At 70.3% G+C, this 17,575-nt stretch carries 14 protein-coding genes and 1 tRNA gene; 10 read left to right on the top strand and 5 right to left on the bottom strand.

Translation table 11 applies throughout. The features are described 5' to 3' along the window. Positions 1-298 precede the first annotated feature (298 nt). Positions 299-1,270: a nucleotidyl transferase AbiEii/AbiGii toxin family protein gene (locus ACIRVH_RS03460; RefSeq protein ID WP_403947750.1), complete on the bottom strand. Its 972-nt coding sequence runs from the start codon at positions 1,268-1,270 to the stop codon at positions 299-301. Between the two features lie 218 nt (positions 1,271-1,488). On the opposite strand from ACIRVH_RS03460, the gene ACIRVH_RS03455 reads away from it, so the two are divergent. From ACIRVH_RS03455 to ACIRVH_RS03425, 7 genes are all read left to right on the top strand, one after another. After that, positions 1,489-2,697, top strand: a complete 1,209-nt coding sequence (locus tag ACIRVH_RS03455) for an Ig-like domain-containing protein (protein WP_403947819.1) — start codon at positions 1,489-1,491, stop codon at positions 2,695-2,697. Positions 2,698-2,933: 236 nt separating this feature from the next. Next, positions 2,934-3,848, top strand: a complete 915-nt coding sequence (locus ACIRVH_RS03450; RefSeq protein ID WP_403947817.1) for an RNA repair domain-containing protein — start codon at positions 2,934-2,936, stop codon at positions 3,846-3,848. Between the two features lie 660 nt (positions 3,849-4,508). Next, positions 4,509-5,942, top strand: a complete 1,434-nt coding sequence (locus ACIRVH_RS03445; protein WP_403947749.1) for an ATP-binding protein — start codon at positions 4,509-4,511, stop codon at positions 5,940-5,942. A gap of 74 nt (positions 5,943-6,016) precedes the next feature. Beyond that, the gene (locus ACIRVH_RS03440; RefSeq protein ID WP_403947816.1) at positions 6,017-6,409 is read left to right on the top strand and encodes a roadblock/LC7 domain-containing protein; all 393 of its coding nucleotides are present in this window, start codon (positions 6,017-6,019) and stop codon (positions 6,407-6,409) included. Between the two features lie 3 nt (positions 6,410-6,412). Beyond that, entirely contained in the window at positions 6,413-6,799 is a 387-nt protein-coding gene (locus ACIRVH_RS03435; protein WP_099940523.1) for a DUF742 domain-containing protein, read from the top strand. After that, positions 6,777-7,400, top strand: coding sequence for a GTP-binding protein (locus ACIRVH_RS03430; protein WP_403947747.1), 624 nt, complete (start codon positions 6,777-6,779; stop codon positions 7,398-7,400). The genes ACIRVH_RS03435 and ACIRVH_RS03430 overlap by 23 nt, the downstream gene beginning before the upstream one ends. Beyond that, entirely contained in the window at positions 7,363-7,977 is a 615-nt protein-coding gene (locus ACIRVH_RS03425) for a GAF domain-containing protein (protein ID WP_403947745.1), read from the top strand. The genes ACIRVH_RS03430 and ACIRVH_RS03425 overlap by 38 nt, the downstream gene beginning before the upstream one ends. Positions 7,978-8,152: 175 nt before the next feature. Here the strand turns inward: ACIRVH_RS03425 and ACIRVH_RS03420 are convergent. The 4 genes from ACIRVH_RS03420 to sucC all read right to left on the bottom strand — a co-directional run bounded on the left by ACIRVH_RS03420 (position 8,153) and on the right by sucC (position 12,223). Then, positions 8,153-8,237 (bottom strand) — tRNA-Leu (locus ACIRVH_RS03420). A 183-nt stretch (positions 8,238-8,420) separates the two neighbouring features. Continuing rightward, the gene (locus tag ACIRVH_RS03415; RefSeq protein WP_403947743.1) at positions 8,421-9,962 is read right to left on the bottom strand and encodes an aldehyde dehydrogenase family protein; all 1,542 of its coding nucleotides are present in this window, start codon (positions 9,960-9,962) and stop codon (positions 8,421-8,423) included. 234 nt (positions 9,963-10,196) lie between these two features. Continuing rightward, positions 10,197-11,081, bottom strand: coding sequence for a succinate--CoA ligase subunit alpha (gene sucD, locus ACIRVH_RS03410; protein ID WP_403947741.1), 885 nt, complete (start codon positions 11,079-11,081; stop codon positions 10,197-10,199). An 11-nt stretch (positions 11,082-11,092) separates the two neighbouring features. After that, positions 11,093-12,223 (bottom strand): ADP-forming succinate--CoA ligase subunit beta, encoded by a 1,131-nt coding sequence (gene sucC / locus ACIRVH_RS03405; protein WP_403947740.1) that lies wholly within the window; start codon positions 12,221-12,223, stop codon positions 11,093-11,095. A 157-nt stretch (positions 12,224-12,380) separates the two neighbouring features. Between sucC and ACIRVH_RS03400 the strand changes: the two genes are divergently transcribed. From ACIRVH_RS03400 to ACIRVH_RS03390, 3 genes are read left to right on the top strand one after another with little or no spacing between them, the layout of a single operon-like run. Next, positions 12,381-14,078, top strand: coding sequence for a thiamine pyrophosphate-binding protein (locus tag ACIRVH_RS03400; protein WP_403947738.1), 1,698 nt, complete (start codon positions 12,381-12,383; stop codon positions 14,076-14,078). A 10-nt stretch (positions 14,079-14,088) separates the two neighbouring features. Beyond that, the gene (gene frc / locus ACIRVH_RS03395) at positions 14,089-15,321 is read left to right on the top strand and encodes a formyl-CoA transferase (RefSeq protein ID WP_403947737.1); all 1,233 of its coding nucleotides are present in this window, start codon (positions 14,089-14,091) and stop codon (positions 15,319-15,321) included. Between the two features lie 4 nt (positions 15,322-15,325). Further along, positions 15,326-17,521 (top strand): acetate--CoA ligase family protein, encoded by a 2,196-nt coding sequence (locus ACIRVH_RS03390; RefSeq protein WP_403947735.1) that lies wholly within the window; start codon positions 15,326-15,328, stop codon positions 17,519-17,521. Positions 17,522-17,575 lie beyond the last annotated feature (54 nt).

Raw genomic sequence — 17,575 nt, 5'->3', positions numbered from 1 at the left:
GCGGACCCGGCCCGGCCGCCCGCCACCGGGCAGGTGTGGGCTGTGCCGTGTGAGCTGGTGGTGAACCGGGTCAGAACGTCGTCACGGGCATCCGGTGCCGGCCGCGCAGCGGGCACCGGACGGACGAGGACACCAGGATCACCTCGGACCGCGACGGGGGGACGACGACGGCGGTACGGTCACGCACGGCCGGCTCCCCTCGGTGTCAGTGGTCACGAAACGCGCGGCCGAGATGTGTCGACGCCGCGCGATGCAGGATGAGTCTAGGGAAAGCGATCAGGAACCGAGTACCGATTTTTCACGCGCCGATCGGTCCCAGCGCCCGGGCGAGCCGCCGCAGCCACTCCTGCGCCGTGCCCCGCACCCACGGGTGCTTCTGCCGGAACCCGGCCCAGTCCACGTCCCACCGCAGCACCGCGGCCGGGCGAAGAGCGTCCGCCTCCCCGTACGCCGCACGCCGGAAGACCGACCTCAGCAGCCGGGGTGCAAGGGAGGCCCCCTCTTCCTCGGCGAGGAGCACCGCGTCGTACAGATCCTTGCCCTGTGCCCGGCCGTCGTCCCGGCTGTCGGTGTACAGCCACAACAACTTCCAGGCCAGGGACAGCTCCCGGCTCGCGGTCCGCACCGCGGTGGGCGCTCCCCCGTCGCCGCGCGGTATCAGGGTCCACACCGGGGGCTCGGGAAGCAGCTCGTCGCGGGCGAAGTCCAGCCGTACCTCGCCCGCGGGCACCCCTTCGCTCTTCCAGGGGATGAGCAGCCGCACCCCTGGTGTGTCGTACTCCGTGTACGTCCACGTGCCGTCCACGCGCGCCTTCTCCGCGTCGAGGAACACACCCGGGGCCGCCCAGGGCCGCTGCGCCACGCGTTCGAGCAGGTCCAGGTACGGGGGGCCGGATTCCACGACGTCCTCGTCGGGCAGCCAGTGCAGGTCCTCGGGTGGGAGAACGGGCCGCTGTCCGGCGGTGTCGAACTCCTCGTACGTCCACATCTCGTACCGTGCCGCTCCGTCGGCGGCCTCCGGCCACTGCTGCACCGTGTCGAGCGCGTCGACGTACGGATACGGGTCCAGCGCATCGATCCCGGCGGCGTGCTCCAGGACCACCCAGTCGAGATCGGCGGGCTCGCGCGCCGCGGCTCCCACCCAGGCCTGCATGACCATGCTTCCGCGCAGGACCAGGCTTCCGCTCCAGGGAGCGTCCGCGATCAGACCCAGCACATGATCCAGAACCGCACGCCGGCTCACCGGCTCGTCGCCTCGTTCCCCGTTCACGGGGCAGACCGTAGCGTCCGCCACTGACAACGGCGGGTGAGGAGAGCACCCCACGGCGCGTGGACTTCGCCACAATTCACTCCCTTAAGGAGGGATGAATGCGTAAAAGTAGTTCTTTGAATCTGGTTACCCTCCTCCGGTAACCAGTTCCAGGGAATCAACGACCAGTGGCATGGGAGAAGCGTTTGATCACGGTACGTAAGCGACGCACCGCGCAGATGGCTACGGCCGGCGTACTCGGCGGCGTACTCGCACTCACGGTGCTCGGCGGTACCAGCAACGCTGCCACCAGCGACGACAACCCCGGGACCCCCCAGAAATCGCAGGCCCCGGCAGATCAGACGGGCGCCCAGGACGCTTCCGACGCCCGAATAAAGATCACGTCCGGGGAAGGTGCCTACAACGTCGGGATCAACGACCCCGTCGAGGTCACCGTCAGCGACGGCAAGCTCACCAAGGTGACCATGACCGCCACCGCGACCGGTGCCGAGATTCCGGGCACCGTGTCCGCGGACGGCACGTCCTGGAAGCCGAACGGCCCGCTGGCGCCGGCTACCCGGTATCAGGTCGCCGCAGACGCCGTGGACGCCAAGAAGCGCCCCGTCAGCGGGAACGCCATGATCACCACGGTCTCCCCGGCCAACGACTTCATCGGGCACCTCTCCCCCGAGAACGGCTCGACCGTCGGCGTGGGCATGCCGGTGACGTTCAACTTCGGCAAGGCGGTCGGCGACAAGGCCGCCGTGGAGTCGGAGATCCAGGTCAGCTCCAGCAGCGGCCAGCAGGTCGTCGGTCACTGGCTCAGCGACAACCGCCTGGACTTCCGCCCCGAGAACTACTGGAAGCCCGGCTCCACCGTCACCGTCAAGCTCACCCGTCAGGGCATCCAGAAGACGGTCACGTTCAAGATCGGCCGGAGCCAGATCAGCACCGTCGACGCCAGGACGAAGCAGCTGACCGTCGTACGGGACGGCAAGACGATCAAGACCATCCCGGTCTCGTCCGGCAGCCCCGAGCACCCGACGTACAACGGTCAGATGGTCATCTCCGAGAAGTTCAGGCATGTCCACATGAACGGTTCGACCGTCGGCCTCACGGAGAAGGACGGCAAGCCCGCGTACGACATCAAGGCCGTACCGCACGCCATGCGTCTGACCGACTCGGGCACGTTCATCCACGGCAACTACTGGGGTGCCGATTCGGTCTTCGGCAAGGTCAACACCAGCCACGGCTGCGTGGGCCTGAAGGACATCAGGGGTGGCGGCAGCGACAAGCTGCCCGCCGCGTGGTTCTTCGACAACTCGATGATCGGTGACGTCGTGATCGTCAAGAACTCCCAGGACAAGACCACGGTGGCCCCCGGCAACGGCCTCGGCGACTGGAACATGCCGTGGGCCGAGTGGGTCTCGGGTGGCGCGACGGGCTGACGCCACGCCGCTCCAGGCACTGAATCTGCATGACCTCCGCCAGGCGGCGGCCGACACCATGTCGGCCGCCGCCTGCGGCGTCAGAGCCGATCGCCGACCCTCACGGGACGCCGCCTCGGCACATACCAGCTCCCTCACGCACCGCATCCAATCGATCGCGGTGAGCGAGAAACAGCCGTCGAGGACAGGGGGCGGCACCCTGGAGGAGAAGGTGTGCCGACAGGAGGGGAGGCGTGATGCGAACCAGCGACGAGATCTATCACCAGGTCCGCTGGGACCCGCGGTTCGACCCGGCCCGGTTCGTGCTGGGGATCCGCCAGCGCGGAGGTGCCTTCCAACGCGTTTCCCTGACGGCCTTCGTGCCCGGCGGCGACATCCCGTGGCACCGGGTGGTGTTCATCGAGGCGGACGGCGAGGTGATCTGGGACCGGGCCACGGGCGTGGACCGCATCGACGCCTCGGCCGCCGGCCGGGTGCCGGACCCACAGGTGGAACCGAGTTTCGAGATGCGCTTCGGCAGGGGTGACCCCGCCGACGTCCTCGGCGTGTCCCCGACCGCCCGCACGGCGGTGGCCTGGATCCCGCCGGCAGAGCTGTGGCCGCCGATCCAGGACATCCGCCGGGATTACGATCCGCAGATCCACCGCTGGCCGCCGCACGTCAATGTCCTCTTCGGCTTCGTGCCGGAGCCCGACTTCGAGCGGGCCGCCCCACTGCTCGCCGCGGCGACGGGCGAGATGCCGGTCTTCACCGCCCGGCTGGACGGGGTGCGCACCTTCCGGCACAGGGCGTACTTCACCGTGTGGCTCGACCCGACAGCAGCCGGCAAGGGCCCGTGGGCCGAGCTGCACCGCGTACTGCAGCAGCGGTTCCCTCGCTGTCGTGGGCCCAACGAGGACTTCACCCCGCACCTGTCCCTGGGCCGGACCCAGGATCCGCGGCGGGTCAGCGCCGACTGCGCCACCCGGCTCGACGCCATGACGGCGACAGTCTGGGAGCTCGTCCTGCTCTCACGCAGGGGCACCGGGCCTATGCGGCCACGGGCCACGGTCGCCCTGCGCACGGGCGAGGTCCGCCGGCTGCCCGCACCCGGCCTCGAAACGCCAGGCCCGGAGGACACGGCATGGCTGTCCGAGATCACCGACAGGTGAGGCCATGGTCAGGTGGGGCAAAGCGCCGCCAGGCATTCAGGTCGCATGGGTGGAGTGTTTGAGCTGCCGTTGACGAGCAGGCAGTGCGGATCCACTCCACCAGTCCGGGCTCGCCGCGCAGTTGGCCCTGTTCCTGAGCCGCCGTAGTCCCTGTCAGGCACGCACGGGGTCCCGGCCGGCGTACTGCGCACCGCGCGCGTCACCGGCAGCGTAGGGGACTTGGGGGCGCTGTCGTCATCGGCACCTCCCGCAGCCGCGTGTCCGGCCCTACCGTGAGTTCGCTGCTCGACGGAATTCCTTGTGGAGGCGTGGCGATTGGGCACCAGCCTGCCGGCGACGGCCGCGGGCACGATGTTGTCCCAGTGCTGGTGGCCCTGTCCACACTCGCAGGCCTGGGACGGGCGCTTCGGAATGAGTGCAAAGGACAACGGTTCGATTTCTGTACGCGCCAGGGGCTGACACCGGGGTACTGGTGCGCGATAACGTGCGCGCTCGGCCCGATCATCGCACTGTCCAGGGACTTTTATGCCTGATCCTTCCATGCCGCCGGACGACCGGCCGGCGTCGCCCGTGACTTCCCGTGCGACGGCCGTGTCGCGAGCCGGGTCCTTGAGGCGGCGTCTGGTGCTGTCGTCCGTGTTGCCGTCGAGCGTGGTCGCCGTGACCGGTGCGGTGGCCGCCGCGCTGGTCCGTGATGGCCACCTGGACCGGGCGGACCAGGGCGCGGTGTTCGGCGGCGTGGTACTCATCAGCACCATGGCGGCCGGGATCGCGGGCATACGGGCTTCGGCGGAGGCACGAGCAGTCACCAAGCACTGGGCGGAGCTGTCCCGCGCAGCCGACCGAAACCGTGCCGAGCTGGCCGAGCTGACCCGTACCGCAGCCGAGGGCAGGGCCGAACTGGAGTCGCTGAGCCGTCGGTTGCGGGCCGGGGAGCGGCCTGTGCGGCGCCGGCCGGAACTGCCGCCGCAGACCGGCCCGGACGAACTCTCCCGTCTCGGATTCGAGATCGCTGTGGCCCGGCACGAGGCGGAGGCAGCCCTGCTGGAGACCGCCGCCTCTGCGGTCGGTGCGGAACACAACTCCCGGCTGGAACAGTTCGAGGTGTTCGCCAACCTGGCGCGCCGCCTGGAGTCCCTGGTGCACCGCGAGATCGGCCTGCTGGACAACCTGGAGAACGAGGTCGAGGACCCCGACCTGCTCAAGGGACTGTTCCGGGTGGACCACCTGTCCACCCGGATCCGCCGCTACGCCGAGAACCTGGCCGTGCTCGGCGGCGCGAACACCCACCGCCAGTGGACCCGCCCCGTCAGCCTGACCGACGTGCTGCGTTCCGCCGTCGCCGAGATCGACCAGTACGCCCGGGTCAAGCTGGTCCCGCCCGTCGAGGGATCGGTCAGCGGCCACGCCGTGGTCGACGTCGTCCATCTGCTGGCCGAGCTGCTGGAGAACGCGACGGTCTTCTCACCGCCCCAGACCACCGTGCACGTGCGGGTGGAGCCCGTCGCCGCGGGCGTGGCGATCGAGGTCGAGGACCGGGGCCTGGGCATGTCCCCGGCCGAGCGCAGCAAGATGAACACCGTTTTGAGTGCACCCGACAAGGTCGCCCTCGGCGAGTTGCTGCAAGACGGCCGGATCGGCCTGTACGTGGTCTCCGTCCTGGCTCAGCGGCACGACATCGCCGTGCAGTTGCTGAGCAACGTCTACGGCGGCACTCAGGCCGTCATGGTGCTGCCCGAGGCACTGCTCGGTCCGCAGGCGACAGCTCCCGCGCCGGCGCTCCACACCGTCCCGGCCCCTGACGCGGAGCCGCAAGACCCAGTGGCACCCGAGGCGGTGAACCCCCGGGCGACAGAGCCGACCGTCGTTGCGGATCCGCGCGTGTCCGATTCCGAACCCGAGCCCGCCCGTGTCCCCTCCGACGGCGAGGACGACCGTCCGCGGCTGCCTCAGCGCCGCCGCCAGGACCACGCCGCCGAACTGCCGCCCCCGGTCCGCGGCGCCGGTGCGTCCGAGGACATCGCACACGACCCGGGCCTGATGGCCGCATTCCAGACCGGACTACGCAGGGCCGAGGAAGCGGAGACGCCCTGATGGCCGAGGCCGCCCTGAAGGCCCGGGGTCCGTGCAGCAAAACGTTTCCTTCTGCCGAAGAGGAGTACACGATCGTGGCGAGCGAAGACCTTTCCTGGCTGTTGACAGGTCTGGTGAACCGGGTGCCGCACACCCGAAGCGCCTTGTTGCTGTCCTCGGACGGGCTGGTGAAGGCAGCGGAGGGGCTCGACAAGGACGCCGCAGACCAGTTGGCCGCGCTCGCCAGTGGGCTGCACTCGTTGGCGCGCAGCGCGGGCCGGCACTTCGACGACGGCGGTGACGTGCGACAAATCGTGACGGAGCTCAGCACCTCGCTGCTGTTCGTCTCGTCCGCCGGGCACGGCGCGGTGCTGGCGGTGCTGGCCGGACGCGATGCGGACGCGGCGGTACTGGGCTACGAGATGGGGATGTTGGTGAAAAGCGTGCGCCCGCACCTGGCCACACCGCCCCGGCACCCGGTGGGGTGACCGATGACGCCGGTCCTCCCAGACGGACCGCAGATCGACGAAGCGGCCGGGCGACTGGTCCGTCCCTACACCGTGAGCGACGGCCGGACCAGGGCCACGTCCCACTTCACGCTGGTGACCACGGTGCGGGCCACTGGCGCCCAGACGCAGGGCGCTTTCGGCCTGGAGCATGCGCAGGTGCTGGCGCTGTGCGAACAGCCGGTGAGCGTTGCCGAGGTCGCGGCCCGGATGCAGGTGCCCGCCGCCGTGGTCAAGGTACTGCTGTCCGATCTGGCCGAGGGAGGCGCGGTGGTCGCAGGTGATACGCCCCCGGCGCCCACGGGCCACTCCGCACGACCTGATCGAGACCTCCTGGAAGCGGTACGCGATGGCCTCCTCAAACGACTGTGACCCGCTGCCCGCCGAAGTCCTGCCGGTGGGAGTCAAGGTGCTGATCGCCGGCGGGTTCGGCGTGGGAAAGACCACCTTCGTCAACGCGCTCAGCGAGATCGAGCCGCTGAGCACCGAGGAGATACTGACCGCCGTCAGCGCGGCCACGGACCGGCTGGACGGAGTGGAGAACAAGGCCACCACCACGGTGGCCCTGGACTTCGGCCGGATCACGCTCAGTGCGTCCCACGTCCTGTACTTGTTCGGCACGCCCGGGCAGGAGCGCTTCTGGTTCATGTGGGACGAACTCTCCGAGGGAGCGCTCGGGGCAGTGGTTCTCGCCGACACCCGCAGGCTGGAGCACTCCTTCGCGGCGGTGGACTTCTTCGAGCGGCGCGGCATCCCCTTCGTCGTCGCCGTCAACGAGTTCGACGGGGCTCACCGCTACCGCGGGGAGGAGGTGCGGACCGCGCTCGACCTCAGGCAGGAGGTGCCGGTGGTGCTGTGCGACGCCCGCGTCCAGAACTCGGGCATACGCGTGCTGCTCGATCTGATTCAGCATCTGATCACGACAAGGAGTTCCCATGGCAGCGACACCGACCAACCCCCCGTCCGGGCCTGAGTCCGGGATCGCCCTGCGCCATCTGCTCCTCCCCCCGGAGGATCCACAGGTGCGTGCCCGATCCGAGCGGCTGCGCGAGCTGGGCATCGATGCTCGCCCGAATGCCGAACTCGACGCCTTCGCACGGGAGCTGGCACACCGTACCGGCGGCTGTTACGCCGGGGTCAACTTCTTCCTCGACGCCGACCGCCAGTACTTCGCAGGGTTGTACAGCGCCGCGCAGGACACCACGGCCCACGTGGGGCCGCCGTTGCTGGAGGATCCGGTGCCCGGCCGCGTCATGCCCCGCGACATCGACATGGGCATCTGCCCGCACGTGGTCAAGCGCCGCCGGGCGCTGGTACTGGAGGACATCCGGGACTTCCCGCGGTTCGCCGGCAACCCGGTGGTCGACGCGATCGGCGTCCACTCCTACCTGGGCGCACCGCTGATAGACAGCACCGGCGTGGTGCTGGGCACGATCTGCGTGGTCGACCAGGACCCACAGCCGTGGGGGCGCAAGGGGCTGGAAACCATCAAGACCATGGCTGCCGAACTGGTGGAGCGGCTGGAGGAGTCGGCGCGCCGTCGCGGCTGACCGGCGCCGCAGGACTCGCACGCGGCCGCCCCGGAGCGTCCCCGGCGCGGCCGTCCAGCACCCGACCGCGGCTCCCGCACGCCTACTCTGCCACGCTCGCAGATTTCGACCAGTTGTCGGACCACTCATACAAAAAGCCTGGTCAGAGCGCTGACCAGGCTTTGTGAAGAAGAAGTGTCCGAGGGGGGACTTGAACCCCCACGCCCGATAAAGGGCACTAGCACCTCAAGCTAGCGCGTCTGCCATTCCGCCACCCGGACCAGGTGTCTGCCGCCTTGCGGGGGCTGTTCCCCGCGGCGACATGGACAACAATACCAAGGTTTCGAAGTGCGCCTCACCTGCATATCCGTGCGGTGGGCGGGGGCCGGGGCGCGACTGTGCGCCCCGGCCGACGGGGTGTACGCAGAGTGTGCGGGCGGGCACGGAGCGGCTGGACGTGGAGGTCAGGGCTTCAGCTGGTAGTCGGGGAAGTTCCCGGGCGGCCGCTCGCCCGCCGGGCCCCGGGTGACGGCGCGCACCAGCAGCTCGCCGCCGACGAAGGCACCGCGCCAGGAGGCTCCGAACCCGCCGAACAGTTCGTCGCGGTCCCCGCGGGAGCGGGGCGTGCCGTGGCCGACCTTGAACGCGCGGATCTGCGGCGCCAGCCGGTCGAACGTGGCCCGGTCGTCCGTGGAGAGCGTCGCGACCAGGGCACCGTTGGAGGCGTTCATCGCGGCCAGCAGCTCCGCCTCCGTGTCGACCAGGACGATGGTGTCGACCGGGCCGAAGGGCTCGGCGTGGTGGAGCGGGGAGGAGCGCGGCGGGTTGAGCAGGGTGACCGGGTGGACGTAGGCCGAGGTGTCCTGGCCGGGCAGGAAGCGCGCGTCTGCCTCCTTGCCGCGGTACAAGGGGACGGCGCCGCGGTCGATGGCCTCCGTGACCTGGTCACGCAGCTCCTTGGCCTTGGCCGTGTTGATCACCGGGCCGAAGTCCAGCTCCGGGCACGGGTCGCCGCTTCGTTCCACCGCCAGAGGGTGGCCGACCCTGACCCTGCGGACCGCCGGCAGGTACGCCGCGAGGAACGCGTCGAAGAGGTCGCGCTGGACCACGAAGCGCGGGTAGGCCGTGCAGCGCTGTTTGCCGTAGTCGAAGAGTTTCGGGACGACCGCGGTGAACGCGTCCCAGTCCGAGTAGTTCCAGATGCCCCAGGTGTTGAGGCCCTCCTGCTCCAGTACGTGCCGTTTGCCGAGGTCGGTGACGGCCGTGGCGACGGTGGCGCCGGTGTCGCGGCCGCCGACGAAGGAGACGCAGCCGATCTCGGGCGCGCGCACCAGCGCCTGGGACAGCTCGCCCCCGCTGCCGCTGACGAGGGTGACGGGGATCCCCTCGCGGGCGGCGAGTGCGCAGGCGAGGGTCAGACAGGCGACCCCGCCGTCGGTCGGGGTCTTGGCGATGACCGCGTTGCCCGCGAGGGCCTGGACCAGCAGGGCGTGGGCGAGGACGCTCATCGGGTAGTTCCAGCTCGCGATGTTGGACACCGGGCCGTCCAGCGGTGCCCGGCCGGCGATCATCGGCTCGATGCCGTCCACGTACCAGCGCACCCCGTCGATGGCCCGGTCGACGTCCGCCTGGGCGAGCCGCCACGGCTTGCCGATCTCCCAGACGAGCAGCAGGGCGAGGAGTTCGCGGTGTTGCGTGAGGGCGTCGAGGGTGGCGGCGACCCGGGCCCGGCGTTCGGCCGGCGGGATGTGCCGCCAGGCGCGGTGCTGGTCGAGCGAAGCCCGCACGGCCTGCCGGGCGGTGGCCCGGTCCAGCCGGGGCGGGCCCGCGATGGGGGTGCCGTCGACCGGGCTGATGGCGGGCAGCGCCCGGCCGTCCGCGTGCCAGGCGGCGTTCCAGAGGTTGAGGACGCGGTCGTCCCGGAACGCCTCGGGCGCGGCGGCGAGGCAGCGCTGCCAGGCCTCGGTCCAGGACGTTCCGGCTTTGAGGGTGAGGGTGGGTGCCATTCGGATACTCCGCTCTCGGTGCACGGTCGAGAGGAAAGGGCCGCGGGACCTTCCGTGGACCCGTGGGCCTTCCTTGGAAGGGTGGTGGCGGGGGTGCAGGAGGTGCGGGGCCGTCCGGCGCACGGCTCGCACCGTCGTGCGCCGGACGGCTTGCGCGGGACCGCGGCCGTGACCGACGAAGGTACCGACGGACCGGGGAAACCGACAGTCACCGAGCGCCGACTATGAGTGAAGTCACTGCGCTCCGGTCAGCCGTGCGAGGACGAGTGCCGCCGTCTCGGTCGGGGTCCTGCCCACCTGGACGCCGGCCGCCTCCAGCGCCTCCTGCTTCGCCCGGGCCGTGCCCGCCGAGCCGGAGACGATGGCGCCCGCGTGGCCCATGGTCCGGCCCTCGGGTGCGGTGAACCCGGCGATGTAGCCGACGACCGGCTTGGTGACGTGGTCGCGGATGTAGGCGGCCGCGCGTTCCTCGGCGTCGCCGCCGATCTCCCCGATGAGGACGACGAGTTCGGTGTCGGGGTCGTCCTGGAAGGCGGCGAGGCAGTCGATGTGGCTGGTGCCGACGACGGGGTCGCCGCCGATGCCGACGCAGGTGGAGAAGCCGATGTCGCGCAGCTCGTACATGAGTTGGTAGGTGAGCGTGCCCGACTTGGAGACGAGCCCGACGGGGCCCGGTTTGGTGATGTCGGCGGGGATGATGCCCGCGTTGGACTGGCCGGGGGTGATGAGGCCGGGGCAGTTGGGGCCGATGATCCGGGTGCCGCGCTCGGCGGCGTACGCGGTGAAGGCGACGGTGTCGTGGACCGGGATGCCTTCGGTGATGACGACGGCCAGCGGGATGCGGGCGTCGGCGGCCTCGGTGACGGCTGCCCTGGCGAAGGCGGGCGGGACGAAGACGACGGTGACGTCGGCTCCGGTCGAGCGCATTCCGTCGGCGACCGACCCGAAGACGGGAACCGTCTGCCCGTCGAAGTCGACGGTCCGCCCGGCCTTGCGCGGATTCACCCCGCCGACGACGTTCGTGCCGGCCGCGAGCATGCGCCGGGTGTGCTTCATGCCCTCGCCACCGGTCATGCCCTGGACGAGGACCTTGCTCTCCTTGGTGAGGTGGATGGCCATGTTCCCTCTCCTCAGGCGGTGCGGGCGAGTTCGGCGGCCCGGCGGGCGGCGCCGTCCATGGTGGTGGCCACTTCGACCAGCGGGTGGGCGCGCTCCTGGAGGATCGCGCGGCCGCGGGCGGCGTTGTTGCCGTCGAGGCGGACCACCAGCGGCTTGGTCAGCCGGACGGTGTCGACGGCAGCCACGATCCCGTCGGCGACGGCGTCGCAGGCGGTGATCCCGCCGAAGACGTTGACGAAGACGGACTTCACGGCCGGGTCGGAGAGGATCACGGAGAGACCGTCGGCCATGATCCGGGCGGAGGCACCGCCGCCGATGTCCAGGAAGTCGGCGGGCCGGGCACCGCTGCCGGCGACCACGTCGAGGGTCGACATGACCAGGCCCGCGCCGTTGCCGATGATGCCGACCTCACCGTCGAGCTTGACGTAGTTGAGGCCGCGGGCGGCGGCCTCGGCCTCCAGCGGATCGTGGTGCTCCTGCGGCTCGGCGCCCCAACGGGTCTGTCGGAAGCGGGCGTTGTCGTCCAGGGTGACCTTGCCGTCGAGGGCGAGGATGTGGCCCTGGGCGGTGCGCACGAGCGGGTTGACCTCGACGAGCAGCGCGTCCTCGCGGACCAGCACCTGCCACAGCCGTACGAGGACGTCGACGGTCTGCGGCGGCAGTCCGGCCGCCTCGGCGATGTGGCCCGCCTTCGCCGAGGTGACGCCCTCGGCGGGGTCGACGGGGATCCGGGCGACCGCCTCGGGCCGGGTCGCGGCCACCTCCTCGATCTCCATGCCGCCCTCGGCGGAGGCGATCGCGAGGAAGCGGCCGGCCGCGCGGTCGAGGACGTAGGAGACGTAGAACTCGCTGTCGATGTCGACGGGTTGGGCCAGCATCACCTTGCCGACCGGGTGGCCCTTGATGTCCATGCCGAGGATCTGCCGGGCGGTCAGTTCGGCCGCCGCCGGGTCCGCGGCGAGCTTCACACCGCCGGCCTTGCCCCGGCCGCCGGTCTTCACCTGTGCCTTGACCACGACGCGGCCGCCGAGCCGGCGCGCCATCTCACGTGCCTCCTTGGGCGAGTCGGTGACCTCCGCCGAAGGCATCAAGATGCCGTGTTCCGCGAAGAGTTCCCTTGCCTGGTGTTCGTACAGGTCCATTTCGGCTCCTGTCTTGAAAGTGCCGCACGCCCCCTGGACACCACCCACCGGATGCGGGATAACAAGGTTCATACAGTATTCGTCGACTGTATGCAATGTACCGAATGCAGTATCCGCGAGGGTGTTCCCACCCCCTACGAAGGGACAGGACTTCGCCATGCCCGACGACACCCAGGACGTGATTTCCGGTGGTCATCTCGTTGCCAAGGCGCTGAAGGCCGAGGGGGTCGACCGCATCTACACCCTGTGCGGCGGCCACATCATCGACATCTACGACGGCTGCGTCGACGAGGGCATAGAAGTCGTCGACGTACGCCACGAGCAGGTGGCCGCCCACGCCGCCGACGGCTACGCCCGCATCACCGGCAGGCCGGGCTGCGCGGTCGTCACCGCCGGTCCGGGGACGACCGACGCCGTCACCGGGGTCGCCAACGCCTTCCGCGCGGAGTCGCCGATGCTGCTCATCGGCGGTCAAGGGGCGCTCACCCAGCACAAGATGGGGTCCCTGCAGGACCTGCCGCACGTCGACATGATGGCGCCGATCACCAAGTTCGCGGCGACCGTGCCCGACACCGCGCGCGCCGCCGACATGGTGTCCATGGCGTTCCGCGAGTGCTACCACGGCGCGCCCGGCCCCTCCTTCCTGGAGATCCCGCGCGACGTGCTGGACGCCAAGGTCCCGGCGGACCGGGCGCGCGTACCGAGGGCCGGTGCCTACCGCGCCTCCACCCGCTCCGCCGGCGACCCCGAGGCGATCGAGAAGCTCGCCGACCTGCTGGTGCACGCCGAGAAGCCGGCGATCCTGCTGGGCAGCCAGGTGTGGACGACCCGGGGCACCGAGGCCGCCGTCGGCCTCGTCCGCACCCTCAATATCCCCGCGTACATGAACGGCGCGGGCCGCGGCACGCTCCCGCCCGGGGACCCGCACCACTTCCAGCTCTCCCGCCGCTACGCGTTCTCCCACTCCGACGTCATCGTCATCGTCGGCACCCCGTTCGACTTCCGCATGGGCTACGGCAAGCGCCTCTCCCCCGACGCCACGGTCGTGCAGATCGACCTGGACTACCGGACCGTCGGCAAGAACCGGGACATCGACCTCGGCATCGTCGGTGACGCGGGCCTGGTGCTGAAGTCCGTGACGGAGGCCGCCTCCGGGCACGCTTTCAATGGATACAGCAACGGGGGCGCGTCCAAGCGCAAGGAGTGGCTGGACGAGCTGCGCGCCGCGGAGCAGACCGCCCTGGAGAAGCGGCTGCCGAGCCTCAGGTCGGACGCCTCACCCATCCATCCGTACCGCCTGGTCAGCGAGATCAACGACTTCCTCACCGAGGACTCGATCTACATCGGCGACGGAGGCGACATCGTCACCTTCTCCGGGCAGGTCGTGCAGCCCAAGTCGCCCGGCCACTGGATGGACCCGGGCCCGCTCGGCACCCTCGGCGTCGGCGTGCCCTTCGTGCTGGCCGCCAAGCAGGCACGCCCCGACAAGGAAGTGGTGGCGCTCTTCGGCGACGGCGCGTTCTCCCTCACCGGCTGGGACTTCGAGACCCTCGTCCGCTACGACCTCCCGTTCGTCGGCATCGTCGGCAACAACTCCTCGATGAACCAGATCCGTTACGGCCAGGCCGTCAAGTACGGCAAGGAGCGCGAGCGGGTCGGCAACACCCTCGGTGACGTGGCGTACGACAAGTTCGCGCAGATGCTGGGCGGTTACGGCGAGGAGGTCCGCGACCCCGCCGGCATCGGCCCCGCCCTGCGCCGGGCCCGCGAGTCGGGCAAGCCGTCGCTGATCAACGTCTGGGTCGACCCGGACGCGTACGCCCCCGGAACCATGAACCAGACCATGTACAAGTGAGGTGACCCCGGTGACCACCAAGGCACTGACCGGCATCCGCGTCCTCGACATGACCCACGTCCAGTCCGGTCCCTCCGCCACCCAACTGCTCGCCTGGCTCGGCGCCGACGTCGTCAAGCTGGAGGCGCCGAGCGGCGACATCACCCGGGGGCAGCTGCGGGACCTGCCGGACGTCGACTCGCTGTACTTCACGATGCTCAACTGCAACAAGCGGAGCATCACGCTCAACACCAAGACCGAGCGCGGCAAGGAGATCCTCACCGAGCTCATCCGGCGCTCGGACGTCATGGTCGAGAACTTCGGGCCGGGCGCCGTCGACCGGATGGGGTTCACCTGGGACCGCATCCGGGAGATCAACCCGCGGATCGTCTATGCCTCCATCAAGGGGTTCGGGGACGGCCCGTACACCGGCTTCAAGGCGTACGAGGTCGTCGCGCAGGCCATGGGCGGGTCGATGTCGACCACCGGTTTCGAGGACGGGCCGCCGCTGGCCACGGGGGCCCAGATCGGGGACTCGGGCACGGGCGTCCACGCCGTGGCGGGGATACTCGCGGCGCTGTACCAGCGGGAGCACACCGGGCGCGGTCAGCGGGTCAACGTGGCCATGCAGCACGCCGTGCTCAACCTCTGCCGGGTGAAGCTGCGCGACCAGCAGCGCCTGGCACACGGCCCGCTCGCCGAATATCCCAACGAGGACTTCGGCACCGAGGTCCCCAGGTCCGGGAACGCGTCCGGCGGCGGTCAGCCCGGCTGGGCCGTCAAGTGCGCGCCGGGCGGACCCAACGACTACGTGTACGTCATCGTGCAGCCCGTCGGCTGGCAGCCGCTCAGCGAGCTCATCGGCCGGCCCGAACTCGCCGACGACCCCGAGTGGGCGACGCCCGAGGCCCGGCTGCCGAAGCTGAACAAGATGTTCCAGCTGATCGAGGAGTGGTCGTCCACGCTCCCCAAGTGGGAGGTGCTGGAGCGGCTGAACGCGCACAACATCCCGTGCGGGCCGATCCTGTCCACCAAGGAGATCATCGAGGACGCCTCGCTGGCCGCCAACGAGATGGTGGTGCGCGTCCCGCACCCCGAGCGCGGCGAGTTCGTGACCGTCGGCAGTCCGCTCAAGCTCTCCGACTCCCCCGTCGAGGTGACGGGTTCACCGCTGCTCGGCGAGCACAACGAAGAGGTCTACATCGGCGAACTGGGCCTCGGCGACGACGAGTTGCGCCTGCTGAAGTCGAACGGAGTGATCTGACGTGATGGCTGAGGACCGGGTGCTGAAGGTGCGGTCGCTGCTCGACGCCGTGCGCGCCGAGGGCCGTACCGCGCTGACCGCGCCCGAGGGCAAGGTGATCGCCGACGCGTACGGGATCGCCGTGCCGGGTGAGGAACTGGCGACCGACGTCGACGAGGCCGTGGCGTACGCGGCACGCTTCGGCGGGCCCGTCGTGATGAAGATCGTCTCCCCGGACATCCTGCACAAGACCGACGCCGGCGGTGTGGTCGTCGGGGTGGAGGGCGCGGCGGACGTACGGGCCGCGTTCCACAGGATCGTCGAGAACGCGCGGGCGTACGACGCGGACGCGCGCATCGAGGGCGTGCAGGTGCAGGAGCTGCTGCCCCGGGGGCAGGAGATCATCGTCGGCGCGGTCACCGACCCCACGTTCGGGAAGGTCGTGGCGTTCGGGCTCGGCGGGGTGCTGGTCGAGGTGCTGAAGGACGTGACGTTCCGGCTCGCGCCGGTGTCGGCCGACGAGGCGCTGTCGATGCTCGACTCCATCCGTTCGGCGGAGATCCTGCGCGGGGTGCGCGGGCAGGCGGGTGTGGACCGGTGGGCGGTCGCCGAGCAGATCCGGCGGGTGTCCCAACTGGTCGCGGACTTCCCGGAGATCGCCGAGGTGGACCTCAACCCGGTGATCGCGACGGCGGAGGATGCGGTCGCCGCCGACATCCGGGTGATCCTCGCCGAGCAGCAGCCGGTACCGAGGAAGACGTACACACGCGACCAGATCCTCGCGTCCATGCGCCGGCTGATGCAGCCCTCCTCCGTCGCCGTCATCGGCGCCTCCAACGAGCAGGGCAAGATCGGCAATTCGGTGATGCGCAACCTCGTCGACGGCGGTTTCGCCGGGGAGATCCACCCGGTGAACCCCAAGGCCGATGACATTCTGGGCCGCAAGGCGTACAAGAGTGTCACGGACGTTCCCGGTGAGGTGGATGTGGCCGTGTTCGCCATTCCCGCCAGGTTCGTGACCGCGGCCCTGGAGGAGGTGGGACGCAGGAACATCCCCAACGCCGTCCTCATCCCCTCCGGTTTCGCGGAGACCGGCGAGCACGAACTCCAGGCGCAGATCGTGGCGATCGCCGAGCGGCACGGCATCCGTCTCCTCGGCCCGAACATCTACGGCTACTACTCCACCTGGCAGGACCTGTGTGCCACGTTCTGCACGCCGTACGACGTCAAGGGAGGGGTGGCACTGACCTCGCAGTCCGGTGGCATCGGCATGGCCGTCCTGGGCTTCGCCCGCACCACGAAGACGGGCGTGTCGGCGATCGTCGGCCTCGGCAACAAGTCGGACCTGGACGAGGACGACCTGCTGACCTGGTTCGGCGAGGACCCGCACACCCAGTGCATCGCCATGCACCTCGAAGACCTCAAGGACGGGCGGGCGTTCGTGGCGGCGGCCCGGGCGACCGTGCCGAAGAAGCCCGTCGTGGTGCTGAAGGCAGGCCGTACGGCGGCGGGCGCGAAGGCGGCCGGTTCGCACACCGGCGCCCTCGCGGGCGACGACGCGGTGTACGACGACATCCTGCGGCAGGCGGGCGTCATCCGGGCGCCGGGCCTGAACGACATGCTGGAGTACGCCCGCGGCCTCCCCGTCCTGCCCACCCCTAAGGGGGACAACGTCGTGATCATCACCGGGGCGGGCGGCAGCGGCGTGCTGCTGTCCGACGCGGTGACGGACAACGGGCTGTCGCTGATGGAGATCCCGCCCGACCTGGACGAGGCGTTCCGCCGGTACATCCCGCCGTTCGGTGCGGCCGGCAACCCCGTGGACATCACCGGGGGCGAACCGCCGTCGACGTACGAGGCGACGATCCGGCTGGGGTTCGAGGACCCGCGCATCCACGCGCTGGTGCTCGGCTACTGGCACACGATCGTCACCCCGCCGATGGTGTTCGCCGAGTTGACCGCGCGCGTGGTCGCCGAGTTCCGCGAACGGGGCGTCGAGAAACCGGTCGTGGCGTCCCTCGCCGGGGACGTCGAGGTCGAGGAGGCCTGCCAGTACCTGTACGAGCGCGGGGTCGTGGCCTACCCGTACACCACCGAGCGGCCGGTGGCCGTGCTCGGCGCGAAGTACCGGTGGGCGCGGGCGGCGGAAAGGCTGCGGGCCGAAGGCCCTCCGGTAGGGCGGTGGCGGGAGACGGGCGGGATGTCGGGGGGCGGTTCATGAGGTGAGTGAGCGGGGCCCGGCCGACGGTGCGCGTCGGCCGGGCCCGGGACCCGT

Source organism: Streptomyces sp. NPDC101165 (assembly GCF_044768135.1).
In the GTDB taxonomy this organism is placed as follows: domain Bacteria; phylum Actinomycetota; class Actinomycetes; order Streptomycetales; family Streptomycetaceae; genus Streptomyces.
This window is presented reverse-complemented; position numbering and strand designations above follow the sequence as displayed.